This window comes from Candidatus Terasakiella magnetica (assembly GCF_900093605.1).
In the GTDB taxonomy this organism is placed as follows: Bacteria; Pseudomonadota; Alphaproteobacteria; order Rhodospirillales; family Terasakiellaceae; genus Terasakiella; species Terasakiella magnetica.
Window position 1 is genome coordinate 49,719 of the sequence record NZ_FLYE01000023.1, and the last position, 24,145, is coordinate 73,863.

Sequence of the window (24,145 nt, forward strand, 5' to 3'; positions counted from 1 at the left end):
TTTAGGATCAGGAATCTGCTTCTTGAGCTTCCAGTTTTTTCAGTTTCTTTTCCGCTTTTTTCATCTGTGCTCGTTTCCAAATAACAAACACAGCGGGAATAATCAGAAGAGCAAGTGCGGTCGCACTGATCATGCCGCCAACCATTGGCGCAGCGATACGGCGCATCACTTCAGAACCGGTACCGGTACCAAACATGATCGGCAACAGCCCGGCAACAACAACTGAGAAGGTCATCATAATCGGTCGAACACGCATCAAAGCCCCTTCAATGATTGACTTATTCAAATCTTCATAAGTGATGCGACGGTCTGGAATAGCATCCATACATTTATCAAGGGCCTGATTAAGATAAACCAACATCAATACACCGATCTCTACAGCCACACCGGCCAAAGCGATGAAGCCGACACCTACGGCTACAGAGAAGTTGTACCCCAAGAGATAGAGTAACCAAACGCCACCTACGAGAGCGAATGGCAAAGTTCCCATGATGATGCCAACTTCGATCAGGTTTTTAAAGTTTAGGAAGAGAAGAACAACGATAATGGCAATCGTGACTGGAACCACAACAGACAATTTCTGCTTAGCCCGTTCCATAAACTCATACTGTCCAGACCATGCAATCGAGTAACCTGCTGGTAACTTGATCTGATCGGCAACAGCTTTCTTTGCATCAACAACATAAGAACCGAGATCACGATCTGCTATATCAACATAAATCCAACCATTTAGGCGTGCGTTTTCTGACCGGATCATACCGGGACCACCTACAACTTTAACATTGGCAACCTCAGCAAGAGGAATTTGTGCCCCATTAGGCGTCACAATTGGTAAAGTCTTCACTTGTTCAACAGAATCACGAACATCACGAGGATACCTCAAATTAACAGGGTAGCGTTCACGCCCTTCAACAGTTCGTGTGACAGTCATCCCGCCAATTGCTGTTTTAACAACATCCTGAACATCTTTAATATTCAAGCCGTAACGCGCAGCTGCTGCACGATCAATATCAACATTAACGTAGCGCCCACCAGTTACACGTTCCGCATATACAGATGCTGTACCTGGAACATTTTTAACGACCTTTTCGATTTCTTCACCAACTTTGGCAATAACGTCAAGATCAGGTCCCGCGACTTTGATACCGACAGGTGTTTTAATACCTGTTGCTAACATATCAATACGGTTTTTAATCGGCATGATCCATGTGTTGGTCAAGCTGGGTACATTAACGATTTGATTAAGTTCTTTTTTCAAACCGTCAATGGTCATGCCTTCACGCCACTGATCCTTCGGCTTCAATTTAATCGTTGTTTCGATCATGGTTAGTGGTGCTGGATCAGTCGCACTGTCTGCACGTCCCGCTTTACCATACACAGTTTCCACCTCCGGAATGGTGCGGATCAGCTTGTTTGTTTGTTGAACAACTTCCGCAACCTTGCCAACTGAAATAGCTGGAAACGCACTAGGCATATAAAGTAAATCACCTTCATCCAACTCAGGCATAAATTCACTACCCAAGTTTTTAAGTGGCCAAACAGCTGTCATTGCCAATGCCAAACAGACAATAATAAGTGTTTTTGGGAAACGCAAAGCCACATTGATAAAGGGACGATACATTGCAATAAGTGCGCGGTTTACTGGGTTTTTGTGTTCATGAACAACATGACCACGAATAAAATAACCCATTAGAACTGGTACAAGCGTAATTGATAATATCGCCGCAGCACCCATCGCATATGTTTTCGTGAAGGCAAGTGGTGAGAACAGTCGCCCTTCTTGAGCCTCCAAAGTGAAAACTGGCACAAAGCTTAGAGTAATGATGACAAGAGAGAAGAATAATGGTGCACCAACTTCACTTGCCGCGTCTGCAATAACCCGCCAACGGTTTTCGTCAGTGATTTTGATTCTCTCCATATGCTTATGTACATTCTCGATCATTACAATGGCCGCGTCGACCATCGCACCAATTGCAATTGCAATACCACCAAGTGACATGATATTTGCGTTAATACCTTGTTGTCCCATGATGACAAAGGCTGCAATAATACCAACTGGCAGACTGGCTACGATTACAAGGGCTGAACGCACATGAAAGAGGAAAATTGCGCAAACAAGTGCAACAACGATAAATTCTTCTAAGAGCTTTTCTTTTAGTGTTTCAACTGCACGCTCGATCAAACCCGAACGGTCATATGTTTCAACAATTTCCACACCTTCAGGCAAACCCTTTTTAAGTTCTTCTATTTTTGCTTTAGCAGCCTCAATCGTTGTTAGGGCGTTCTCACCCCAACGCATGATAATTACGCCACCAACAGCTTCACCTTCTCCATTTAATTCACCAATCCCACGACGTAGTTGTGGCCCTACGCGAATGTCGGCTATATCGCCCATTACAATCGGTGTGCCCGTTGATGTTGCCCCAAGTGGTATGGAACGTAGGTCTTCTTCAGATTGAATATAACCGGTTGCACGAACCATATATTCAGCTTCGGCCATTTCGATGACAGAACCACCAACTTCTTGGTTGCCGTTTTTAATGGCCATACGCACTTTTGATAATGGAATACCAAAGGCACGCAAACGATCAGGATCGACAATCACTTGATATTGTTTGACCATTCCACCAATTGTGGCGACCTCAGAGACACCAGGCACAGTCTGGAGCTCATATTTTAAAAACCAATCTTGGATGGAACGTAATTGAGATAAATCGTGTTTTCCAGATTTATCGGTTAATGCATATTGATAGACCCAGCCCACACCTGTTGCATCAGGGCCTAAAGCAGCTCGAGCTTCTGGTGGCAGATTTGGAGCAACCTGGCTGAGATATTCTAAAACTCGAGACCTTGCCCAATAGAGATCAGTTCCATCTTCAAAAATGATGTAAACATAAGAATCACCAAAGAAAGAATACCCACGGACATTGGTTGCACCAGGCACCGATAACATTGCAGTTGTTAACGGATATGTTACTTGGTCTTCTACAACTTGGGGCGCTTGTCCGGGATAACTTGTTTTAATAATAACCTGAACATCAGAAAGGTCAGGGATCGCATCCAGTGGGGTTTTCATCACCGAATAGGAGCCCCATCCGACGAACAACACAGTCATAAGAATAACAATCAACCTGTTATTAATTGACCAATGAATAATATTGGAGATCATTGGCCGCTACCCTCTTCCAAAACTTCAACACTGCCAAGGCCATACATACCTTCTGCATCTTTACTCAAACCAAAACGAATTTGATCACCGGCTTTTAAGGCTGCAATATCAAAATCACCGAGTTTGACAAAATCCATTTCCATTTCAGGCCAACCAATCTCAGGAATAGGGGCATGTTTCATATTGATGATACCGTTTTCAACGGAAACATTATTGATGACACCTTCACCATAAGCTTCGATCTTTGGCCCTGCCATCGCCATAATTTTGGAAATGCCCCACATGCCCTCTTCATCTTGGGCAAGTGTGATATGAACAGAGCCATTTTCTTTAAGGCCCTCTAGGGATGCATCATGCAGGAGTTTGAAATCCATGGTCATGGCGGGCCAGCCAATTTCCGGAATGGGCTCATGGGTCAAGTTGACCATGCCATGATCAGCCATAAGTGTATTTACCTTGGCCATTGTAGATGGTGCTGGCTTTGATTCTTCGCCCTCAGTAGATTCATCCGTATCTGAAAGTCGTTGAATGCTGGCAGACAGACTTGCTTCTGAATCAATAAGGAACTGACCAGACGTCACTACAGTATCGTTTTCAGAAATGCCTTTTTTAATTTCAATACGCTGATTGGCTTCGATACCACTGATAACTTCAACAGATTTGAAACGGCCTTCCCCCAGAGACAGGATCAGGCGGTCTCTTTTTCCTGAACGAATGACAGCTTCACGCGGAACCGTTAGAACGTCATCTTTCCCAACGCCAGAAATACTGACTTTGGCATACATATTCGGTTTGAGTTCTTCATTCGGATTGTCAAACTTCAGACGCACTTTGAGCGTGCGTGCCTTGGCATCAAGGGTCGGATAGATGTATTCGACTTTACCTTCCCAATGCTTACCTGGTGCATAAGACAAGTTCATTCTTGCCTCTTGGCCGACTTCTACAGCTTGAGCCTGGTCTTCAAAAACATCTGCAAGCAACCATACCGATGAAAGGTCGGCTAATGTAAAAGTGCTTTTCTTTTGGGTAATGTACATGCCATCACGTACATTCATAGAAGACACCACACCATCCTGTGGAGCGCGAACTTTAACCAGACGCTGGATTTTACGATCTTTGCGAAGCGCATTAATCTGAGGGCGACCAAAATCTAAGGCACGTAACCTTTCTGCTGAAGCCGCAATGAGTCCTTTGCGTCCCGTCTGTAGAGCTTGAAGATATTCGGCTTGGGCATTGGCCAAATCAGGTGAGTAATATTCAAAAAGCAACTGTCCCCGTTTGACACGTTCACCAACTGATTTTACAGCCAGTTTTTCGATCCAACCATCCGAGCGAACATGGACTTGTTGAATTTTACTTTCATCATAATCAAGATAGCCAACCGTTTCGATGTTACGTGACAAATCCAACCGTTCTACGGATGCAGTGCGCACACCGATGTTATTTACAACAGACGGTTTGATTTTTATGGCACCGGAATCGTCATCATTATTTTCCTGGCCTTCATAAACAGGGATCAAATCCATCCCCATTGGGGATTTCCCCGGATTATCGCTGCGAAAATTGGGGTCCATCGGCGCCACCCAATAAAGAACTTTTTTCTCAGTACTTTCGCTTGATGACATGGAGCTGGCTGAACCACCGAGCATTCCTGATTGCTGGGCACCATACATGCCGATTGCGCCCAATAATCCAGCGGATAGGGCGATGATCACTGTTTTAGAACTCACAGTGTTTCTCCTTGAAGATATTGAAGGCGGACGAGGTATTTTGAACTATCGATTTCGAGGCGAAGTCGTTTCAATTGTGCCTCCAGTTCAGAAACACGAGCACGCACCAGAGCGTCAAAATCAGAAGCCTCATATTGATATGCTGTGATTGCAGCTGAGACGTTATCTTTGGCACGTTTTAAAACTTGCTCATCGAAATTTAGTAAACGTTGTTGTGTGCGTTCATATGCCGCTGTTTCAATATGGTATTGACGGGTTAATTCACGTAATTGCTCTTCTGCACGAAGGCGAGCGGCGGCAGCCTGATGTTTACGTGCACTCAGTTTGCGGTCCTGGCGAGGTCCGGTAAAAAATGGCAAACTCATAGAAAACTTCAGACTGACTAAATCAGATCGCGTATCTCCCATAGGCGTATCTTGTCGATAACCATAAGAAGCACCGACACCAAATTTTGGCCCATAATCAGCTTCGGCCAGTTTTACCTTCCGCTCCGACACAGCCTCTTTCTCATTAAACACCTTTAAAGTTGGGTGATTTTTTACAGCTTGTAGAAAGTCATCTTCTTTAAAAGGTTTTGCAAAAACGGGAGTGTTCTCAGGAAGTGTTCGCGCTGCACTATTTTCGCCTGTCCATTTACTCAGATTTGCTTTTGCAATATCCAAATTTTTGATTGCGCCAAGAGACCGGTCATCTAGCAAACTGGACGCAAGTTCTGCGGCGATTACACGTTGTGCACTTATTCGTCCCGAACTGTAAATTGCCTGGACTGAACGGATATCGTCTTCTACGAGGTCTTTGTAATCCTCTAGAATGAGCAGAGCTTTCTTCCAATAAATCGCATCCAGCCAAGACAAACGCACAGCTTTCAGTGAAAGAAGCTTCCGGGCTTCTTCATTTGCTCTATCAACACGTGAAAGTGCTGTTGCAATTTCGGTCTTGGCATCCAGAACATCAAAATTCGGGATTTGTTGGGTGATACCGACCTGAAACTGGGTCATTGCTTCTTGATCAGTATTGAATGTATCAGTCGGTAAATTCAGCGCCCCTAAACTGATTTTGGGGTCAGGTAATTGCCCAGCTGAAACTGCAAGGTCTTCTTGTGCCAATGCACTGCTTTGGAATTTTCGTGAAAGAGGATCAGTTTCCAAGGTCAGCTTTTCAGCTTCTGACAATGTCAACTCCTGTGCGAAAGCACCAGACGACATAAGGCTTAACGCAAGGGCGCTAACGGCTAAGGCCCGAATTTTATTCATTGACCTACACCCCATTGAGAAACACCAGTTTTCAACATTCTTCTTCCTTTCATTCACCAAAAGCCTTTTGCAGCGCAAAAAACTACGATGGGGAATGTGCCTAAAGAATGTGGCTGACGTATTTCAAAAGTGGGTCAAGTTGTGCCAAAGTGTAACAAAGTGTGTCAAAGTGGATAAAGCTGACAAATTAAAAGGTTATAAGAAACCTTAAAACGATTTTATCTACAAAACTTGAAGAAGACTGACGACCATCACATAACGTGCCGTCTTAGCAACTGCGACGATTAAGAAGAAGCTTTTCAAAGGTTCGCGTAAAACACCTGCGGCAAAGGTTAATGGGTCACCAATGATCGGCACCCAACTGAGCAACAAGCTCCATCGACCATATCTGTGATACCAGCTACAGGCTTTGTCCAGTTGATGTGGTTTTATGGGAAACCATCGACGGCCCCGGAATTTCTCAACTCGTTGTCCCAACCACCAATTCACCACAGCCCCAATGGTGTTGCCAGCACTGGCAAACAACACCAAAAGAACGATTGAATATTCACTTGAAAGGATTAAAGCGGACAAGCCCAATTCAGATTGGGCAGGAAGGATTGTTGCAGCCAGAAACGAAACTGAAAACAATCCTGCATAAACGCCGATGTCAGTCATGAGGGTTTATGTATTAGCTGATGGTCTATTTCTTCCCGACCAGCACATAATTGCCTTCGGTAAATAACGACACTGTCACCGGCTTATCTGTTTCATTTTTCCAATACCACCCATGCGTTCCGTTAAAGGGAGCCGTCAATGTGCCTTTGGCTGTATTGGCTGTGCTGGCGGTATAAGTCTGGAAATATCCTGTCGTGTCACCTTCGGGTTCACCATGAAAATCGTAATAAAGATTTACGTCATTGCTCATCCATTCATAGATGATGGCATCGCCTTTTTTAACATCCAATTTGTATTCAATGCCAGAGTTAGCCGGGACAATTACCTCGACCATAGCTTCTTGATATTCACGGGTACTTTCAGGTGTGGCTGCATTCGCTTTTTTCATGGGTGAAACAGGTTCATCAGCCAATTTTGTAAGACCGAGGTTTGCACCAATGCCTGTTGGGTCGATGTCATATTCGGCTGGCAGGATGACCGTAACTAACAACACAGCCGCAAGTGCCGTCGCCGCAAGAGAGGCTTTTACCAATGTTGCTGTCGATTGGACAACATGCAGCATTTCATGCTGGGATTTACCTGTATATTCGACTTTTTCCATTTTATTGTCCTACGATATAGCCTGTTAATTGATACCCGGTAAGCATGACCCCACCACTCATTAACAATGTATTTGTTACGGTAGAAAACCGCAGATAACTTTCGTGTCGTCGCCAGAAACCCAAAAGGATCAATACGAAGATCAAGGCAAGGAACTGACCAATTTCCACACCAACGTTGAATGATATAAGGTTCTCAAATAATCCATCTTTCGGGATTTGAAATTCTTGAATTTTGGTCGCCAAACCGAAACCATGAAACAGACCGAAGGTTAAAACCGCAATTTTTGTATTAGGCTGGAAACCAATGAGTTTCTTGAAGCCTCCAAGATTATCAAAGCCTTTATAAATGATGGAGAAGCCGATGATCGCATCAATCAAATACGGATTGACGGCGATCTCGTTTAAGACGCCTGTCATTAAAGTGAGGCTGTGACCAATCGTAAACAGGGTCACATAGACCAAAACATCTTTGGATCGGTACAAGAAGAAGATGACACCGACAAGGAACAGCAGATGGTCATATCCCGTTATCATGTGTTTTGCCCCGATGTACATATAGGGGATGATCGATACCCCCTCATTTGACAGCAGGAACTGTTTGGTACTGTCATCAACACCATGTGCCAGTGTGGCCATCGGCATCATAACGATGGTAAAAAATAACAGGGTCGATAGGGAAAACAAACGGGTCATTGAGAAAAACCTTATTGGATATCGTCAAATTCACCAGAGAAATTCACGCCTGCCAACTTGCCATTGCGGTTCAGGAATATGAAAATGTTCTTACCTATTTCTGGGTGCTTGATGGAAACAACAAAGTAACGGACATTCTTCTTATAGATATCCTTTTCTGTGGCTTTATTCCAAGACGCATCCAACACCTGACCATCAACTTTTTTACCATTGTCAATCATATCGCTCAGGTCAGTTGTTGCTTTCGCAATGACTTGCCCTTTGCTGACTTGCTGAGGACCATGGCCGCTGCTATGTGCCAAAACGGGAGAAATACTGATAACGCTGAGAGCCAGAACCAAGGCGAGTGATTTGAGGAACTTCATGGAACACCTATTGAAAGAGTTGATACGTTCGTTCTTTCTGATAGGTATAATTCAACAAAAACCGATAGGCAATCGGTTTTTACAAAATCAATGAAATTACATTACGGAATTGATTGAAACAGGCGTTCCAAAAAATTGTGATATGGCACGGCTGTTAAGACCGCAAACATCAGCACAAAAGCAAGAAAAGTCGTGATAGATTGTTTACTCAACTGCTGCTGAGTGTCGTCCCCTAACAAAGTTTCTACTCTTTGTTCAACAGCATTACCGAGAAACGAGACGACAAGATTTAAATCGTTGTTTGTGAAAGTTCTGGATGCCTTATGAACGTCCAGAATAGTTTGAGCGACATCAACATTCGATCTGTTTTTATCTTGTGTTTCCTGATCCGCTCGAAGCTCAAAACAAAGGCTGTGATGTTCGAGTAAAGCCTTGCGGGACCATGGCATATGTAAACACGCCACTACTCGACTGATCTGTTTCATCAGATTGTCTTTATGTCGGGTATGGGCTTGTTCATGTGCCAGAACAATATCGATCTGCTTTGCATTCAAAGTCTTCAACAAGCCCCGAGTGACTACCGTGATCGGTTTGAAATATCCAACCGAGAAGGCAAAAACATCTGATGTTTCGATGATCTGTGCCTTGTGGTTTGCACAAGGAGTGCTGTTGGCAAGGATGCTTCTGACCAACGCATCTGAACGACGTTTATGGAAAACTGTTTTGGTCAATGGCATGATAAAACAGGAAACGAGAACAAACAGCACCATCAATTCCACAGAAGTTGGGAAATGGTTTTGCTCCCCCCCGAAACAGCCAAACTCATTGTGGCAATGATCTATAGGCAAACCCGTGTCATGGAAAACAGAAGGAACGGTCGCCATCGCCGCCAATAAAACGCCACCGACAAGCGGCATGAAAATATAGCCACGTATGAAGATTAATCTTGAGGCTGGCGTGAATTTCTCTGTTAAGTGAAGAAAGGGATTATAGAAGAGGAACCCTATAATCGAAAAGATCAATGACCCAATCGCAATCAGGAATGCCAGATGAATAAACCAAGTGCTGTCAAACACCATTACTGACCACCTTGCAGGCTCTTCTTCTTGGACGTGATCAGTTTTTCCAAACGTTCCAAGTTTTCTTCGTCCAGTTCACTGGATACATCGACAAAGGCTTCAAGAACGGTATCGTTATTGTCCTTGGCAAATTCTGCCGTAATGTTGGAAATAAGGTTGCCCAGCAAAGTTTTACGATTTAGGGCTGGTGAGTAAACAAAAGCATGACCTTGCTTCTCTCGTTCCAGAAGCCCCTTCTTGAACAGTCGGTCCAAAGTGGACTGGATCGTATTCAAAGACCCTCCACGTTCTTTGGAAAAATGCTGATGGACCTGTTTGGCATTCGCTTCTCGCTCATCAAACAGATAATTCAACACCAGTGTTTCAAGTTCGCCTAACTGCATCTTCAAGCCTTTAGAAATGATTTATGTATCCATATCAGGTTTTACTAATCACAACAAGAAACTGTCACGCTTCACTCGTATCAATACCGATATAGTATTAATTGAAAACACAATGTCCGGTAAGTTTCCTCTCTTAATTTTGTGACAAGCGATGTCTAAAAAGATTTGGTAATCACTTGCTATAAATGAATAGAGCCACACACTAAACCGACAAACGTCCTTTACATATTTTAATAACAAACGGTAGAGCCATAATGCATCCGAGTACAAGTACTGAAATGACTATACGTTCTGCATTAAATGATGAGAATTCTTCTCCGAAATGAGCCAATAGAAAACTTGCTGGAATGATCCCAGCTAAAGTCGCAATGGCAAAGCGCCATGCTGAGATAGACGATAAACCAGCTGCGTAGCTTACAAGATCAAATGACACAAACGGAAGAAGCCTTGAGATAAAGACAATTCCCATAATAACATTTTGAGATCCCAAAAAACGTCTTGAGATAACCTCAGTATCTATCCATTTATTTAGGAACTTGTGTCCAAAATAACGAGCTAGACCGAACGCAATTATTGCACCCAACTCAGCACCAATAAGAATATAAATAGTTCCCCAAAGATGCCCATAAAGTGCACCTGCGATCAAAGCAATGGGTGCACTGGGCAAGGGAGCAAGCACAATAGCTGTTGTCATTAAAATAATAATCGCTATTGGCCCTAAAACCCCCAATTCTTGAACAGCATTTTTAAGCTCTTTTGTATCAAAGAAGGTTTCCAGAAGTCCAGTTGAGTCAAAATAAATATACAGTCCAAATAGTATCAATATACTGATTAAGAACAGTATGTTTTTCATTTTAAGTGTCCCTAGTAACGCGTTTCAAGAAAACGCTTACAGACTGGCTTAATTGATCACTTCTGCCCTGCAATTTCTCAGCAACACCTTGGACATGACCTGCTGCATCACCTGTCGATTTTGCTGATGACGCAACCTGTTCAATATTCTCTGAAACTTCACTTGATGTTTCAGAAGCTTGATTTGAATTTGAAGCGATACTAGCTGTCGCCTGTCCTTGGTCTTCAACATGGCCTTGAACTTCTGAGGCCAAAGTATAGATATTCTGTATCGTGTCCGATATCTGGTTGATCGCAGATACAGCACCTGCTGCTTCACCTTGAATACCGGAAATCTGAGTGACAATTTCTTCAGTTGCTCGTGCTGTTTGATTTGCCAAGTTTTTGACTTCGCTTGCAACAACAGCAAATCCTTTCCCAGCATTTCCAGCACGTGCTGCTTCAATCGTTGCATTCAGTGCTAATAAATTGGTTTGGGCTGCAATATCATTGATCAAGTTTACGACTGTTCCAATTTCATCAGCAGCAGCTTCCAATTGAGCAATTTTATTTGTAGCATTTTTGGCATCAGATACAGCTTGTTGGGAAATTGATGACGTATTGCCAATTTGCGTGCCTATTCCGCTGATTGTATCGACTAGGACTTCAGAATTTTCGGAAATTTCTTTCACATTGGCTTCCGCTTGAAGAGCTGCAGATGCGACAGAACTACTTAACCGGTTTGTTTCTTCTGCTGCTCCTGACATTGTCGAAGAGGATGTTTCCAATACATTGACGAGTTGAACAATATCTTTTGAAATCTCAGAAATATCATTTTCAAAGGTTTGAATAGCTTTTTCCATCTCCACACGTTCTTCTTCTTGTGCCCGTTGATGTTGTTCTTTTTCTTTTTGCAGAACGTTACGCTCTTTTAGTGTTCCCTTTAATTTATCAAGAGCAAATGCAATTGAGGCAAACTCATCATTACGATTTAATCCAGGCGTAATGAAGTCCGTTTCATTGTTTGTGAGTTTGGTTAAGGCGTCAGAAATGCTGAGCACGGGAGATGTTAAGCGTTTTGTAAAGTAATAGGTCGAAATCACAACCAAGCTCAAAATAACCACGCCAAAAATAATGGACAGAGTCATATTCTCAGACTGGATGGTTGCAGCACTCGATTTATCTAAGATGACACTGACAAATCCAATCGTCTTTCCATCTTTATCTTTTAATGGTGTACTCAGGCTTTCTGAGGGCTTTCCATTAACAGAAAGATTCAACCTGTTCTGTCCTGTTTTTGCTGAAACAATTAATGCTTCCCTCAATGACTTCTGGTCCGCTTCATCAATGGTCGCTGCAACTATCGAGCTGCTTGGAATATCGGTCCCTAACATCAACACGACATCGGCATCATATGCCTCTTTAAAGTGTTCAAGCATAGAGAAATTGATTGGTGCCGTTAATGTAACGCTGCCAATGGCACGACCTTCAATACTCACATTTCCACTGGCTTCTGATTGCAACTGCTCATTTTGAATTGAAAGACCATGCCCAGAAGCTGCGTTCTTGTGGGAAGACCCGTGATCTTCCTCTTTATCATTGGCTACGATAGCCTTGGAAAGATTAACAGCGTCAATATGATAAAATTGACTTAATTCCCCTGTTAGCTGATTTGATTTTTCAGCTAAGTCATTCTCTGCGCCACTTTCAAAAACCCGTTGGATATCAATACGTTCATTTAAGAGAGAGGCGACTGTTTTCAGTCCTTTCGCTTCATTCTCAAGAGATGTTTGAAAGCTTTTGCTTAAGGCATGCAGTTCATGTTCAGAAAGCATATTACTTAATTGGTCACTTCGATAATGATTGAAAACCATCAAGGAAAGCAAAACCAATAATGCCGGTAAAAAAACGTTCAGGGAAATCTTAGTTACAATTTTCATTTTGGCCCACATTGATTGTCGTTACATGCGAGCTATTTAACATCAGCATTGTTGCTTCAATATGTCTATTCCCTCCTATTTGGTGACAAACTTTTTCAATACCGGGACTGGTAAAAGATTGTCACAAGTTTGATGTGATTTCAGACAGGAGTGACAAACTTCTGAATACTTTTGCCTGTTTAATCGACCCACTGAAACACGCATTTTCATAAAGTTAAGGAGAAGAAACATGGTTGATAAAATTGGTGCTTCAGCCGCAACTGTGATCCAAACAGGAATGGTCGGCTCAGATACAAACAATGGACCTGGTTTTGCTGAAGAACTTGCAAAGCAACTTGATGAAGAACAACAGAATAGCTGTTGTGGTGGTAACAAAGAGGATGAAGAGGCTGTACCAAGCCTTACCCCAGCTACATCATCATGAAAAACTAAATCCCGGACATGCCATACTCGTACTGTCCGGGTTCAACATCCTGAAAATTAAGAACAACATTTTCCTTCTTGAATGGGTGGGCAAGGGATGTTTGCATAAGAACAATAAACACAACAGTCTCCCTGATGTGGTTTCAATACTGTTCCACAGCCTTTACAGTCATAGAAATACTGGCATGAATCTGTAGGCATTGTTTCTTTCTCTTGATGTCCGCATTTCGGGCAGGTAATTGTTGTTTCAAGAATTGTCATTTGCATGTCCTCCTTCTATTAAGTCTTAGCAGGGCGATGATTGTAATGAGAACAAAACCTCCTAAAGAGGGAAGAAGAACCCAATCAATCCATCCTAACCAAGCAGAAAGACCAATACCGCCTAGAACAATGACAAGAAAAGGTGTGAAACAGCATATAGCCATTGCAATGCTGCCTACGACACCTGTTTTTAACCAAGATTTATCATTCATTGTGCTCTCGTATTTGTGATTTTGATATCGATAAAATCCATCATACAATCTGTAATGATTACAGGTTCAAGCATTTTTTTAGGTTTAATAATGGGTATTGGTGAACTGGCGAAAATTGGCAATTGCAGCGTCGAAATTATTCGCCATTATGAAAAATTAAAGCTGTTAACGGCTCCACCGCGTACCAATGGTGGTCATAGGCAATATGGAGCACTTCATGTCCAACAACTGTCTTTTATTCGCAATAGCCGAAGCTTGGGATTTAGCCTAGATGAAATCGCTGAGCTTTTAGCAATGATTTCCACTCAGAACGTCTCGTGTAAAAAAGTAAAAAACATAGCTGAAAAACAGTTAACCAGGATCCGAGAACGTATCTTGGAATTCCAACAAATGGAAGCTTCTCTCCTTTATGCTGTCAAGGAATGCCATGGTGAACATCAACCAGATTGTGCCTTTGTGGACCATGTTTTCCCTTATCAATCCATTAAAGACTGATAAGGGAAAACATGAGTTAAACATCGCATGGAAGGTAGAAAAACGAGGAGGAAACGGAGTTTAGATAAAGGGGGGTTTCCTCCCCGCTCCAATGGGCTTAGCGTTGGTATCCCATGCCTGGGCCCATCATATAAGATGTGTTGTTCATCATACCACCTTGCCAGCCATTGGCATCACAAGGCATGCCTGCAAAGGTTTGGGTACTTTTCAGAGTTTTAGTTTGTTCAGGTGTCAGAACTTCAAACAGCTTGCTTTGTGCAGCTTGTAGAGCTTTTGAATCTTCATTTCGGGATTCCCACACACTCTGCATAAAGACGCGGCGGTCTTCAATTGTCATTTTGTGCATCGCTTGCGGATCCATACTTTCGTGAAAAGCTGTAAAGTTTTCTTCAACGTCTTTGACGGTGTTTACATATGCTTCCCAAGCGGGTTTTTGCTTATCAGTTAGCTCAAGGTTTTTCTCAAGCTCATCCAGGGTTGCGGGTTTGACTTGTGTGTATTGGCCCATATGACCATTTCCACCCATCATTCCCATCATACCACCGCCCATCATTTGACCATTACTTGGGCCATGAGCCAACGCGGTGAAAGAAGCAACGGCAACGATAGCGACTGCGGCTGCTGAGGTAATTAAAAATGTGCGTTTCATCGTACTTCCCCTATTTCAAAGTGATGAGCTATTGAGCTCCTGTATGTTTAATATTATAGGAGCCTCATGTAACGCGCGTATGTCTGAAAACAGGGAAATTGTGACAAAGTTTGTCAGTTATCACATCGCTGTTCACTATGGCATTAGATTAGGAGAATTAAATATCAAAATGATGAGGTTCTTTTTGAGTGTCAACATTATGGGCGGGTAAATGAACAGTAAAACAAGTACCTTCACCTTCGGTACTCGCTACACGGATCTCACCATTCATTATTTCAATGTTGTTTTTAACAATAGATAAGCCAATGCCCGTGCCTTCAATTCGGGATGCAACATTTGGAACCCTGTAAAAGGGCTCGAAGATATGTTCTAAGTCTTCTTTCGGAATCCCTATGCCGTTATCCTCAATGTATAGTTCAATTTTATCAGCGCCAAGACCTCGACAACCAAACTTCACAAATCCATTTCGTTCGTTGTATTTAACGGCATTGCCTATCAAATTCAGTAAAATCTGTTTTAACTTATTTCTATCAACGTGCAGTAACCGGTCAGTTTCAGGAACACCTGAGATTTTAATATTTTTATCTTTTGCCAGAGGGTTGATGATATCGTAGCACTCTTTAAAAACTTCTCTGGGCAGGAACGTTTCAGGTGTGTTTTTGATATCAGCATTTTCAATGCGTGAGAATTCAAGTAAGTCATTAATGTTTAATAATAACATTGATCCTGAATCCAATATTTGTTCGACCCAGCTTAATTGTGTTTTGTTGAGATTTTTTTGTTTATTGCTATGAAGCATTTGTGAAAAACCCATGATGCTATTTAAGGGCGTTTTCAGTTCATGCGTTACAGTTGACAGAAAGGTGCTCTTTTTTCTGTTTGCACTTTCTGCCAGCTCTTTTTGTTGATTAATTTCCTTTATTTGTTCCTTGATTTCGTTCTCAAGGTTTTGGTTAACTTGCAAGAGCTCAGCATTTTTAGATTGAAGCTCTTCATTAAGGTGATGAGATAAATTCGATCTCATTAGCGCCAAACGCGCAAGGAATACCAAAAGAAGAAGTATTAATGATAATGGGATTAATACATGAGCAGAATTTTTCCAGAATGAATTTTCTTGTGTAAAGTAAATTGATGGCTTTTGCGCTCCCTCTACAATATGCACACCAATAGCATTCTTTTTAGAATTATCAGAATAGGTCAGGCCTGATATTTCAAATCCATTTGAAATATCATTTAAGTTTTTTTCAGTGACTTCTTTTAATAGAACCAGAACTGCTTTTTCGTTATTAGTTCGCTCCCCCAGTCGTTCTTCATACGTTAAGGCGCTAATTGCAACCAGAAATATTCTATCTTCAATTTCATGGAAAAAACCTGACGCAGCAGGGCTGGTACGTAGTTGTCGAACAGTTTCTTTCAAGGCATTGTGATATTTTGAACTGCTTTGAACTTTTTTCAATCGACTCTCGTGTCTGTTCCCAAATGAAAAAACAGTCACATTTTCATGATCAATCAAATATGAATTCGCGAGACCAAAGGCATTCAGTATGTAATTCCCAATGTTATTATTGGCCCAACTTGCATCTTTATTCAGCAGAGCAAGCTCAATAGTGTCATCCCAATAAGAATAATCAACTGTAAGCTTTTCTAACGTACGCAAGCGTTCCTCAAAAAGACTTTTAAGGATCGTTCTATTTCGTTCCGTTTTATAGTCTACCGTTTCCGTATAACTGGTCCATGCAAATACAGAAGACACAGCGATGATTGCAACGGTTAGAAAAAAAACGGCTAAGAAGTCTTTGCGTATGCAAATTATGCTCATTAACTCCGCCCGTAAAATATGCCTAATCATACACTAGCTGAAATATAACTAGCTTATAAAACATTTGCCTTATACGCATTACATAAGATCATTGAATTATTCTAAAGATAAAACTTATATAATACGTATTGCATATTTAATGACGCGCAAAAGCACCCATACCTTCGTCACCATATATGATTACGGTATATCGATCTTTTTGATTGCCCTGCTCCATTCCCGGAGACCCCATCGGCATACCAGGAACTGACAAGCCTTTTGCTTTTGGGCGTTCTGTCAATAATTTCTTCACATCGTCAGCGGGTACGTGACCTTCAACAACATAACCATCGATCATAGCTGTATGGCAGGACTCCAGCTGTTCCGGGACACCAAGATCTCTCTTGATTGTGTCCATATCTTCACGTTTGATCTCTGTAACCTTAAAGCCGTTCTCACGCATATGTTCGCTCCACGCGGTACAACAACCACACCAGGGAGATTTATAAACGGTTATTTCCTGTTGTGCGGCAGAAGCATGACCTAATCCGGCCAGAAAAAATGCAGAGGCAATAGCGATGGATTTTAAGTACGACATGATCTGTTCCTTTCCCATGTTCGCCAAACATAAAACAAAATCATTGTGTTGATAATGTGACTATTACATTCATTGTTTACTGTTCGTTTTCTCGCTCTGTCATCATCTGTTGGCGATTGAGCTGTTGCTCCGTCCAGGATGTTTTTATAAAGGCTAGAACTGCCCAGATTTCCTCGTCTGTTAACGCGTCTGCAAATGGCATCATGCCACTTTGAAAATCAGGGCCGGCAATCGCTTGGCCACCTTCTTTTGTATATTGGAACAGTAAAGCATCCCCGTGATGCCATGTATGCCCCGTATCATCATGGGGAGGGGCATATAACGTGCCGTTTTCTTTTGTGGATTTCCAATCTTCTGTTTCGCCTTCCAAATTCACACCATGACATGATGCACAATTATCGGCATATATTGTCTTACCCAAGGCAACCTGTTTCGGGTCATTAGGATCTGCGACACCTGAATTTTCAGTGTTGTGAAGGAATGCTGCTGTTGCGGCCCCAATTGTAAAAACAACTGCAACTGAAAGTGCTATTGCGTTCTTATTCATGCTGATTGCCTTGTTTCCATTTCTATACTTGGTTGATTGTTCTCTTTAATAAGGGAAATAAATTCTTGAAGAAGGTATGGGTCCCATTGACCACTATCTTTTTCATTTTCCATGATTGATATTGCCTTTTCTTGCGACATGCCTTTTCGGTATATGCGGTCTCCTGTCATTGCATCCCATGTATCCGCAATACATACAATTCTAGCTAAAATGGGAATTTCTTCGCCCTGTAAGCCATCAGGGTATCCTTTGCCATCCCACCTTTCATGGTGCCAGGCAGCAATTTGGGCAAATTCCTTGAACCGAGACAACGGCTTCATGATTTTGGCTGTTGTGACAGGATGAGATTTCATTTGTAAAAACTCTGCATCATCCAAAGCACTTGGTTTGTTCAAAACATTATCAGGTACACCAATTTTCCCAAGGTCGTGCATAAGTGCTCCTTTTTCTAACAGCTTTAGTTCTTTTGGTGGCAGACCAACCTGTTTGCCCAGTAATACAGAAAACTTGGCCACTCTTGCGGAATGCTGGGCCGTATAGGGGTCTTTAGCTTCCAAAGCTTTCATTAATGATTTCAAAGATTGAAGGTATGCCGTTTCTTGCTCTGAAATGAGCTGTTCGATATTTTCAGCCATACGATCAACCGAAGTACCAAGATGTTGTAATTCGGGACAGCAAAGGTCTCCAATTCGTGCTGAAAAATTTCCATGCGATATATCAGATGTAACAATAGATATTTTTCTGATGGGATTAACCAGACCTTTGCGAATTGCAAAATCAATAACACCGTACAGCACCAAAAATCCAATTGCGAAAGACCCAAATAAAGTCTGCTCAAACACGCGGTCTGTTTGCTCAATCGCCGCCATCGTTTTCTTCAAGTCAAGATTAGCTGACAGAATATAATCTGTATTTTTAACTGGGATACTAACAGTCATGGTTGTAATTTTTTGACCTGTTTTATCATCATGAAAATACTGAACCTCTCCCCCTGCAAATGGGCTGTTTTCTTTTTGAAGGAGTTGGACGTGATGACCCGCCATACTATCGAAGTCTGCCCCTTGGGTTTGCCCCATGACCATCTGATGTTCTTTACTTTGACTGGTTTTTGTTACTACACCTCCTTCAGCATTCAATAAAGATAGGCTAAAGAGACTAAATTCCAGCTCACCATTTCTATGGGTTGCAGCCTTTTGAAGTATTTGATTGAGAACCTTTGGATCATTAGCTTCCGTCTCAATTAAGTCTCGTTCAATGCCATACAAAAAAGTAACAGCCTGCATTTTATTTTGCTGCAAAACGGATTTGTGGTGCTCATTTTCAAGCATGATCGCAATCGTAATGCCGACAAACAAAATACCAAAAAAGATAATAGTCATCACACGTTGGGTCAGAGACAAATTTGCAAATATTTTTCCCATACTGAAACGACTTTTAAAATGAACCATATCTTGTAATGCAGGCATATTTACTCCTTACCCAATAGCGATGAGTTCATCTGATTTGAATGTATATGGTGGAATGTCCAAGTTTCGTGGGGCGGGTCCTTTGCGAATACGTCCAGATCCATCATAATGAGACCCATGGCATGGGCAGAACCATCCACCATACTCACCAAGCGGGTCACCCGGCTTTTGTCCCAAAGGAATGCAGCCAAGGTGCGTGCATATGCCAATGGCAACTAACCATTCTGCTTTTTGAACCCGATCTTCATCAGCTTCAGGTACGCGAACGAGATCAAGGCTTTCATCGCGAATACGTCTGATTTCCTCTTCACTGCGGAGAACAATGAAAACTGGCTTGCCTCGCCAGACAACCGTAATGCGTTGGCCTATTTCAATAGGGGCAATATCGACTTCCGTTGTCGCTAGAGCCTTCACATCTGCTGCAGGGTTCATGGAATCAATAAAGGGCCACAGAGCCATGGCACTTCCAGTTACACCAACTGCTGCAGTCCCAATAAGTAAAAAATCTCGTCTAGGGGGTGATTGAGGAAATGTGCTCATCACGATACCTCCTTCTGATTTGAAGTGCCTTTATAAAAAATGGCACTTCCGATTAACAAAGCCCCAATGATAATCATTGGAATAGACAACCATTGGCCCATGGTTGTTCCCCCTGTTAAAAAACCGATATGGCTATCAGGTTGTCTGAACAGCTCAACAATTGTTCGGGCCAGACCATATCCAATCAGAAAAACTCCTGTTAACAGCCCCCGGCGAGTTCTGATCATAGAAAAACGAACTAACATGTTTAGAAAGATAAATAGAATAATTCCTTCTAGTGCCGCTTCATAAAGTTGACTTGGGTGACGCGGAAACTCACCTCCGTTTGGGAAAATAACACCCCAGGGCGCATCGGTTACCCGCCCGTATAATTCACCATTAATAAAATTAGCAACTCGTCCAAAGAACAAACCAATTGGTGCAGCTATCGCAACAAGATCGGCTAAGAGCATCACTTCAATTTTATGTTTGCGGGCAAAGAGGTATGTCGCCATAACCACGCCAATGAAGCCACCATGAAAAGACATTCCGCCCTTCCACACCTGCAAGGCCGCCAGTGGATTATTTATGTAGAAATCTAAATTATAGAAAAGCACATACCCAAAGCGACCACCGAGTACAACCCCGAGAACCACCCAGAACAAATAGTCATCCAAATTATCACGTGTAATCGGGTGTTTGAAACGCTCACACATACATTTGATATAAGCCCATCCCAACATCAGGCCAGCAATATATGCCAACGCATACCATCTAATTGCAAAGGGTCCGATTTGAATAAGAATTGGATCTATATCTGGGAATGGCATCAGTCTCTTCCTTTACAGATCTACAATCAATTTTCCGCGCAGCATCCCCATCTGGCAGGCAAATTCAAATTCACCAATTTTCGTAGGTGTAAATTCAACTGAAACATCTTCACCCTCTGGCAGTTTCAGACTTTTTTCAAAATCTGGAAGCTGTACCATTTCAGAACAAGATGAATTTTCTTCACGGCGAAATGTTAGCTGTACTGGCACATCACGTTTCACAATAATGGTGTCCGGTGTATAGCCACCTTTTACGATAATCAGTTGCTTTTGAATGCCATCAATAAGCGGGGTAAGTGGTAAGGCTTTCTTCCCTTTCATCCAGAAAAACTTAATGATCATACAGATCAGGAAAAAGCCTGTCAGAGTGACAATAATTTGATCTAAAGTCATGACTGCACTCCTTTCGGTTTATAAAAACGAAGCCTGTTGGCATTACTGACTACTGTGACAGAACTCAGGGCCATAGCTGCACCAGCAAGGATTGGTGAAAGTAAAATACCAAAGAAGGGATAGAGCAGCCCCATTGCAACAGGAATACCAAGCACGTTGTAGCCAAAGGCACCTACAAGGTTTTGTTTTACATTACGCATGGTCGCACGACTGATATTCATCGCAGTGACAACACCTTTTAGGCTGCCTTTGATCAGTGTGATGTCTGCTGCTTCAATAGCGACATCCGTGCCGCTGCCAATTGCCAATCCAATATCGGCTGCTGCCAGTGCCGGAGCATCATTGATACCATCTCCGACCATGGCAACAACTTTACCTTGGGATTGCAACTTCTGAACTTCATGAGCTTTTTGTTCGGGTAGAACTTCTGCTAAGACATGGTCAACACCAACTTCTTTCGCAATGGCATTGGCGGTAACAGTGTTGTCACCGGTGATCATATAAACTTCCAAGCCCATGCGATGAAGCTGCTCAATAGCTTCCTTGGAATCTTCTTTTACGGTGTCTGCAACAGCAAAGACACCCGCTGGTTTCCCATCTATAGCAATCATGATCGGTGTCTTGCCCTGAGGGGTATAAATATCGGCAATGTCTTCAAGGCCATCTGTTACAACATCATTATCTCTCAGGTATTTGCCTGTTCCGATCAGAATATGGCGTTTATCCAAAGTGCCAGTAATACCGTGGCCTGTCACTGCACTGACATTTTTTGCTTCAGGAATATTCAGACCCGCATTTTGCGCACCTTCAACAATGGCTTCAGCCAGTGGATGCTCGGACATACGTTCTAAAGCTGCGGCTGATTTTAAAACATCACCATCCTGAAAATTCGGCATGACCGTTAAGTCTGTGAGAACCGGTTTGCCTTCCGTAATGGTACCGGTTTTATCAAGTACAATTGCATTGATCTTTTCTGCTGTTTGCAAGGCATCACCTGATCGGATCAGTATGCCGTTTTCAGCACCTTTACCAATTCCGACCGTTAGAGAGGTCGGTGTTGCGAGCCCTAGGGCACAGGGGCACGCGATAATTAGGGTGGTCACCAACGCAATAATGGAAAAGATAAAACGAGGCTCAGGACCAAAATTATACCAGGCCATGAAGGACAGGATTGCCAAGATCATTACTGTTGGCACAAAATATCCTGAAACTTGGTCAACGATACGCTGGATGGGGGCTTTTGACCCTTGTGCCTGTTGAACAAGTCGAATGATATTAGCCAACGCGGTATCTTTTCCAACCTTTGTTGCACGAAAATAAAAGGTCCCGTTCTTATTGATCGTTGCGCCAATTACTTCTTCACCTACGGTTTTTTCTGCCGGAATAGGTTCACCAGTGATCATTGACTCATCTACACTGCTGGCTCCTTCAGTAACAATCCCATCGACTGGGATTTTTTCACCAGGGCGCACAAGAACGATGTCATCGACTAAAACTTCTTCAACAGGAATTTCTTTCTGAACACCATTTCGAATAACGCGAGCTGTCTTAGCCTGAATTCCAATCAGTTTTTTAATGGCTTCAGACGTTTTCCCTTTTGCTTTGCTTTCCATAGCCAGTCCCAGAACAACTAGGGCTATGACAACAGTGGTAACATCCCAGAACGGTTCAGCTGCAGCTTCTTTAGGGAAGACTGAAGGTAAAGCTGTTGCAACAATTGAATATCCATAAGCAGCACTGACCCCTACAGAAATCAGGGTGTGCATATTGGCTGAACGATGTTTGAGGGCCGCCCACATACCAGTAAAAAACTGAGAGCCAGACCAAAACAAAACAAACGTTGTCAAAAGTCCCTGCACAGCCCATACGGCTGTTCTGGTAAGACTTTCTGGAGGCATCAAGGCTGTCAGCCCCGGTATCACATCAGGATACATCAGCAGAACATTTGGGATAGAGACTACGGCTGCTAACCAAAATTTCTTCATCAAGGTATCATATTCGGCTTTCTTCTCTGCTTCTTCTTTTTTAATGGCTTTATCGCTGTCATCTCTGGGTTCAACAGCAGAATACCCAACATCCGAAATTACCTGTCGAATTACGGGGGGAGAAATTTTCTCAGGGTCGAAACTAATTTCAGCAATAGAAGCTGCAAAATTAACTTCAGCTTTAACAATACCAGCTTGCTCCATTAGAGCATTTTCAATCGTGGCTACACACGATGCACATCCCATACCTTTTACGCCTAAGCGAATATCTGTACTGTGTGAAGTGCTTTGATGAGCGTTTAGCATGGGAACTCCTTTATTCACTCAGCTTTGAAAGGCCATTGTTTTCAGCCCAATACTGAATGAAATCATGATCAAATTCCGCTGTATGACGTGAAATCCACTTTTTGATTTCATCAACAACAATCGCATTGTCATATTCATTACATTTGAATTTCTTTTGGATACGTTTGAGAGCTTTTGTCAGAACTTCATGGTCTTTTTTATGTTCATCAAAAGCTTTGTAACCAGATGCTCTGATTAAAAATTCTTCACGCTCAAAGTTTCGTTCGATAAAGCGTAACGTATCTTCAATCCTTGGGCAGGAACTGTTCTGATCATGACAAGCGACAGCAGGATCAAAATAATGTCTTGTCAGAAATTCCAAACATTCTTTGTTTGCGTCAATAAAGCGAACCGTGTTTTTTTCAAGCTCATTTGCCATCATCATACCTTCAAGTCCTTTTTCTTCTGAAGATATTCATCTCGTGACAAGTCACCCTTGGCATATTTCTCACCAAGAACCGTTAGAGCCGGGTCATGGCCCACTATTTTTGTGCCTTGTCGAAAAAGGGAAATAACCAAGACAACAGCGAGAACAGCCAAAATCAGCATAAATATTCCGTGCATTCCCATGAAACCGAACCAGCTACCATCGCCGTACATAGCATGGTGCGTCCAACCAGAATCCCACATGACAACCTCCAACGTTCTTTTAAAGATCAACAGACCATCTGCTGCTTCAAATACAATTTAACGCCATCAATGTTGCTGGAGTATGTCTGGAGAAAGGTGGAATGGTGACAAAACTTGACGGGGATGAGGTTTGACAAACTTTGTCACATTGTTTTGAGAGTATAACCCAGAATTTAAGGCATCTGTCGGAGTACCTAAACACCTAAGAAGCAATTCTTAAAGCAGAGCTGTTTCCAGCGTATTTGCTTATCATTGGAAAACCATTGGAATTCTAGTGGAAGCTTAGATTTGG

26 protein-coding genes are annotated in these 24,145 nt (G+C 42.5%); 2 read left to right on the forward strand and 24 right to left on the reverse strand.

What is annotated here, in order from left to right; all coding sequences use genetic code 11:
- Positions 1–7 precede the first annotated feature (7 nt).
- The 11 genes from MTBPR1_RS09480 to MTBPR1_RS09530 form a co-directional block, all read right to left on the reverse strand.
- A complete protein-coding gene (locus MTBPR1_RS09480; protein WP_069188779.1) occupies positions 8–3,169 on the reverse strand; it encodes an efflux RND transporter permease subunit in 3,162 nt (1,053 codons plus the stop codon).
- Entirely contained in the window at positions 3,166–4,899 is a 1,734-nt protein-coding gene (locus MTBPR1_RS09485) for an efflux RND transporter periplasmic adaptor subunit (RefSeq protein WP_083223007.1), read from the reverse strand. Before MTBPR1_RS09485 ends, MTBPR1_RS09480 begins: the two co-directional genes overlap by 4 nt.
- Positions 4,896–6,152 carry a TolC family protein gene (locus MTBPR1_RS09490; RefSeq protein ID WP_069188780.1) on the reverse strand — a complete coding sequence of 419 codons (1,257 nt, stop codon included), beginning with the start codon at positions 6,150–6,152 and terminating at the stop codon, positions 4,896–4,898. The genes MTBPR1_RS09485 and MTBPR1_RS09490 overlap by 4 nt, the downstream gene beginning before the upstream one ends.
- A 222-nt stretch (positions 6,153–6,374) precedes the next feature.
- Positions 6,375–6,809 carry a YqaA family protein gene (locus MTBPR1_RS09495; protein WP_069188781.1) on the reverse strand — a complete coding sequence of 145 codons (435 nt, stop codon included), beginning with the start codon at positions 6,807–6,809 and terminating at the stop codon, positions 6,375–6,377.
- A 25-nt stretch (positions 6,810–6,834) separates the two neighbouring features.
- Positions 6,835–7,410, reverse strand: coding sequence for a hypothetical protein (locus tag MTBPR1_RS09500; protein ID WP_205631231.1), 576 nt, complete (start codon positions 7,408–7,410; stop codon positions 6,835–6,837).
- Position 7,411: 1 nt separating this feature from the next.
- Complete coding sequence (locus MTBPR1_RS09505; protein ID WP_069188782.1) at positions 7,412–8,104, reverse strand: HupE/UreJ family protein; 693 nt, start codon at positions 8,102–8,104, stop codon at positions 7,412–7,414.
- 11 nt (positions 8,105–8,115) lie between these two features.
- Entirely contained in the window at positions 8,116–8,469 is a 354-nt protein-coding gene (locus tag MTBPR1_RS09510) for a DUF6488 family protein (protein ID WP_069188783.1), read from the reverse strand.
- A 101-nt stretch (positions 8,470–8,570) separates the two neighbouring features.
- A complete protein-coding gene (locus tag MTBPR1_RS09515; RefSeq protein ID WP_069188784.1) occupies positions 8,571–9,548 on the reverse strand; it encodes a M56 family metallopeptidase in 978 nt (325 codons plus the stop codon).
- Entirely contained in the window at positions 9,548–9,931 is a 384-nt protein-coding gene (locus MTBPR1_RS09520; protein WP_069188785.1) for a BlaI/MecI/CopY family transcriptional regulator, read from the reverse strand. The genes MTBPR1_RS09515 and MTBPR1_RS09520 overlap by 1 nt, the downstream gene beginning before the upstream one ends.
- Positions 9,932–10,133: 202 nt before the next feature.
- Positions 10,134–10,784, reverse strand: coding sequence for a TVP38/TMEM64 family protein (locus tag MTBPR1_RS09525; RefSeq protein WP_069188786.1), 651 nt, complete (start codon positions 10,782–10,784; stop codon positions 10,134–10,136).
- Position 10,785: 1 nt separating this feature from the next.
- On the reverse strand, positions 10,786–12,702 hold the full coding sequence (locus MTBPR1_RS09530) for a methyl-accepting chemotaxis protein (RefSeq protein ID WP_165602650.1): 1,917 nt from the start codon (positions 12,700–12,702) through the stop codon (positions 10,786–10,788).
- Positions 12,703–12,931: 229 nt separating this feature from the next.
- Here MTBPR1_RS09530 and MTBPR1_RS09535 point away from each other — a divergent pair, with 229 nt between their 5' ends.
- Positions 12,932–13,126 carry a hypothetical protein gene (locus tag MTBPR1_RS09535; protein ID WP_069188788.1) on the forward strand — a complete coding sequence of 65 codons (195 nt, stop codon included), beginning with the start codon at positions 12,932–12,934 and terminating at the stop codon, positions 13,124–13,126.
- 56 nt (positions 13,127–13,182) lie between these two features.
- Here the strand turns inward: MTBPR1_RS09535 and MTBPR1_RS18385 are convergent, their stop codons facing one another.
- Both MTBPR1_RS18385 and merF read right to left on the reverse strand, forming a co-directional pair.
- Entirely contained in the window at positions 13,183–13,392 is a 210-nt protein-coding gene (locus MTBPR1_RS18385) for a GDCCVxC domain-containing (seleno)protein (RefSeq protein ID WP_083223009.1), read from the reverse strand.
- Positions 13,383–13,598, reverse strand: coding sequence for a mercury resistance system transport protein MerF (gene merF / locus MTBPR1_RS17850; RefSeq protein WP_083223010.1), 216 nt, complete (start codon positions 13,596–13,598; stop codon positions 13,383–13,385). The genes MTBPR1_RS18385 and merF overlap by 10 nt, the downstream gene beginning before the upstream one ends.
- A gap of 90 nt (positions 13,599–13,688) precedes the next feature.
- Here merF and MTBPR1_RS09540 point away from each other — a divergent pair, with 90 nt between their 5' ends.
- On the forward strand, positions 13,689–14,093 hold the full coding sequence (locus tag MTBPR1_RS09540; RefSeq protein WP_165602651.1) for a MerR family transcriptional regulator: 405 nt from the start codon (positions 13,689–13,691) through the stop codon (positions 14,091–14,093).
- 97 nt (positions 14,094–14,190) lie between these two features.
- On the opposite strand, the gene MTBPR1_RS09545 is transcribed toward MTBPR1_RS09540, so the two are convergent.
- The 11 genes from MTBPR1_RS09545 to MTBPR1_RS09595 all read right to left on the reverse strand — a co-directional run bounded on the left by MTBPR1_RS09545 (position 14,191) and on the right by MTBPR1_RS09595 (position 23,853).
- Positions 14,191–14,742: a Spy/CpxP family protein refolding chaperone gene (locus MTBPR1_RS09545; protein WP_069188790.1), complete on the reverse strand. Its 552-nt coding sequence runs from the start codon at positions 14,740–14,742 to the stop codon at positions 14,191–14,193.
- A 157-nt stretch (positions 14,743–14,899) separates the two neighbouring features.
- On the reverse strand, positions 14,900–16,561 hold the full coding sequence (locus MTBPR1_RS09550; protein ID WP_069188791.1) for a sensor histidine kinase: 1,662 nt from the start codon (positions 16,559–16,561) through the stop codon (positions 14,900–14,902).
- 136 nt (positions 16,562–16,697) lie between these two features.
- Positions 16,698–17,138 carry a DUF411 domain-containing protein gene (locus MTBPR1_RS09555; protein WP_069188792.1) on the reverse strand — a complete coding sequence of 147 codons (441 nt, stop codon included), beginning with the start codon at positions 17,136–17,138 and terminating at the stop codon, positions 16,698–16,700.
- 76 nt (positions 17,139–17,214) lie between these two features.
- A complete protein-coding gene (locus tag MTBPR1_RS09560; RefSeq protein WP_069188793.1) occupies positions 17,215–17,685 on the reverse strand; it encodes a c-type cytochrome in 471 nt (156 codons plus the stop codon).
- Positions 17,682–19,151 (reverse strand): HD domain-containing phosphohydrolase, encoded by a 1,470-nt coding sequence (locus tag MTBPR1_RS09565; RefSeq protein WP_069188794.1) that lies wholly within the window; start codon positions 19,149–19,151, stop codon positions 17,682–17,684. The genes MTBPR1_RS09560 and MTBPR1_RS09565 overlap by 4 nt, the downstream gene beginning before the upstream one ends.
- Before the next feature lie 9 nt (positions 19,152–19,160).
- Complete coding sequence (gene petA, locus MTBPR1_RS09570; RefSeq protein ID WP_069188795.1) at positions 19,161–19,691, reverse strand: ubiquinol-cytochrome c reductase iron-sulfur subunit; 531 nt, start codon at positions 19,689–19,691, stop codon at positions 19,161–19,163.
- On the reverse strand, positions 19,691–20,500 hold the full coding sequence (gene lgt / locus MTBPR1_RS09575; protein ID WP_069188796.1) for a prolipoprotein diacylglyceryl transferase: 810 nt from the start codon (positions 20,498–20,500) through the stop codon (positions 19,691–19,693). Before lgt ends, petA begins: the two co-directional genes overlap by 1 nt.
- 12 nt (positions 20,501–20,512) lie before the next feature.
- Positions 20,513–20,893, reverse strand: a complete 381-nt coding sequence (locus tag MTBPR1_RS09580) for a cupredoxin domain-containing protein (RefSeq protein WP_069188797.1) — start codon at positions 20,891–20,893, stop codon at positions 20,513–20,515.
- Positions 20,890–23,184: a heavy metal translocating P-type ATPase gene (locus MTBPR1_RS09585; RefSeq protein WP_069188798.1), complete on the reverse strand. Its 2,295-nt coding sequence runs from the start codon at positions 23,182–23,184 to the stop codon at positions 20,890–20,892. The genes MTBPR1_RS09580 and MTBPR1_RS09585 overlap by 4 nt, the downstream gene beginning before the upstream one ends.
- Positions 23,185–23,194: 10 nt before the next feature.
- Positions 23,195–23,608 carry a hemerythrin domain-containing protein gene (locus MTBPR1_RS09590; RefSeq protein ID WP_069188799.1) on the reverse strand — a complete coding sequence of 138 codons (414 nt, stop codon included), beginning with the start codon at positions 23,606–23,608 and terminating at the stop codon, positions 23,195–23,197.
- Positions 23,605–23,853, reverse strand: a complete 249-nt coding sequence (locus MTBPR1_RS09595; RefSeq protein ID WP_083223012.1) for an SHOCT domain-containing protein — start codon at positions 23,851–23,853, stop codon at positions 23,605–23,607. Before MTBPR1_RS09595 ends, MTBPR1_RS09590 begins: the two co-directional genes overlap by 4 nt.
- Between the last annotated feature and the right edge of the window lie 292 nt (positions 23,854–24,145).

Coding starts and splice junctions, on each gene's coding strand:
- MTBPR1_RS09480 (WP_069188779.1), bottom strand. CDS start 3,169: ATGATCTCCAATATTATTCATTGGTCAATTAATAACAGGTTGATTGTT.
- MTBPR1_RS09490 (WP_069188780.1), bottom strand. CDS start 6,152: ATGAATAAAATTCGGGCCTTAGCCGTTAGCGCCCTTGCGTTAAGCCTT.
- MTBPR1_RS09495 (WP_069188781.1), bottom strand. CDS start 6,809: ATGACTGACATCGGCGTTTATGCAGGATTGTTTTCAGTTTCGTTTCTG.
- MTBPR1_RS09500 (WP_205631231.1), bottom strand. CDS start 7,410: ATGGAAAAAGTCGAATATACAGGTAAATCCCAGCATGAAATGCTGCAT.
- MTBPR1_RS09505 (WP_069188782.1), bottom strand. CDS start 8,104: ATGACCCGTTTGTTTTCCCTATCGACCCTGTTATTTTTTACCATCGTT.
- MTBPR1_RS09510 (WP_069188783.1), bottom strand. CDS start 8,469: ATGAAGTTCCTCAAATCACTCGCCTTGGTTCTGGCTCTCAGCGTTATC.
- MTBPR1_RS09515 (WP_069188784.1), bottom strand. CDS start 9,548: ATGGTGTTTGACAGCACTTGGTTTATTCATCTGGCATTCCTGATTGCG.
- MTBPR1_RS09520 (WP_069188785.1), bottom strand. CDS start 9,931: ATGCAGTTAGGCGAACTTGAAACACTGGTGTTGAATTATCTGTTTGAT.
- MTBPR1_RS09525 (WP_069188786.1), bottom strand. CDS start 10,784: ATGAAAAACATACTGTTCTTAATCAGTATATTGATACTATTTGGACTG.
- MTBPR1_RS09530 (WP_165602650.1), bottom strand. CDS start 12,702: ATGAAAATTGTAACTAAGATTTCCCTGAACGTTTTTTTACCGGCATTA.
- MTBPR1_RS09535 (WP_069188788.1), top strand. CDS start 12,932: ATGGTTGATAAAATTGGTGCTTCAGCCGCAACTGTGATCCAAACAGGA.
- MTBPR1_RS18385 (WP_083223009.1), bottom strand. CDS start 13,392: ATGCAAATGACAATTCTTGAAACAACAATTACCTGCCCGAAATGCGGA.
- merF (WP_083223010.1), bottom strand. CDS start 13,598: ATGAATGATAAATCTTGGTTAAAAACAGGTGTCGTAGGCAGCATTGCA.
- MTBPR1_RS09540 (WP_165602651.1), top strand. CDS start 13,689: ATGGGTATTGGTGAACTGGCGAAAATTGGCAATTGCAGCGTCGAAATT.
- MTBPR1_RS09545 (WP_069188790.1), bottom strand. CDS start 14,742: ATGAAACGCACATTTTTAATTACCTCAGCAGCCGCAGTCGCTATCGTT.
- MTBPR1_RS09550 (WP_069188791.1), bottom strand. CDS start 16,561: ATGAGCATAATTTGCATACGCAAAGACTTCTTAGCCGTTTTTTTTCTA.
- MTBPR1_RS09555 (WP_069188792.1), bottom strand. CDS start 17,138: ATGTCGTACTTAAAATCCATCGCTATTGCCTCTGCATTTTTTCTGGCC.
- MTBPR1_RS09560 (WP_069188793.1), bottom strand. CDS start 17,685: ATGAATAAGAACGCAATAGCACTTTCAGTTGCAGTTGTTTTTACAATT.
- MTBPR1_RS09565 (WP_069188794.1), bottom strand. CDS start 19,151: ATGCCTGCATTACAAGATATGGTTCATTTTAAAAGTCGTTTCAGTATG.
- petA (WP_069188795.1), bottom strand. CDS start 19,691: ATGAGCACATTTCCTCAATCACCCCCTAGACGAGATTTTTTACTTATT.
- lgt (WP_069188796.1), bottom strand. CDS start 20,500: ATGCCATTCCCAGATATAGATCCAATTCTTATTCAAATCGGACCCTTT.
- MTBPR1_RS09580 (WP_069188797.1), bottom strand. CDS start 20,893: ATGACTTTAGATCAAATTATTGTCACTCTGACAGGCTTTTTCCTGATC.
- MTBPR1_RS09585 (WP_069188798.1), bottom strand. CDS start 23,184: ATGCTAAACGCTCATCAAAGCACTTCACACAGTACAGATATTCGCTTA.
- MTBPR1_RS09590 (WP_069188799.1), bottom strand. CDS start 23,608: ATGATGATGGCAAATGAGCTTGAAAAAAACACGGTTCGCTTTATTGAC.
- MTBPR1_RS09595 (WP_083223012.1), bottom strand. CDS start 23,853: ATGTGGGATTCTGGTTGGACGCACCATGCTATGTACGGCGATGGTAGC.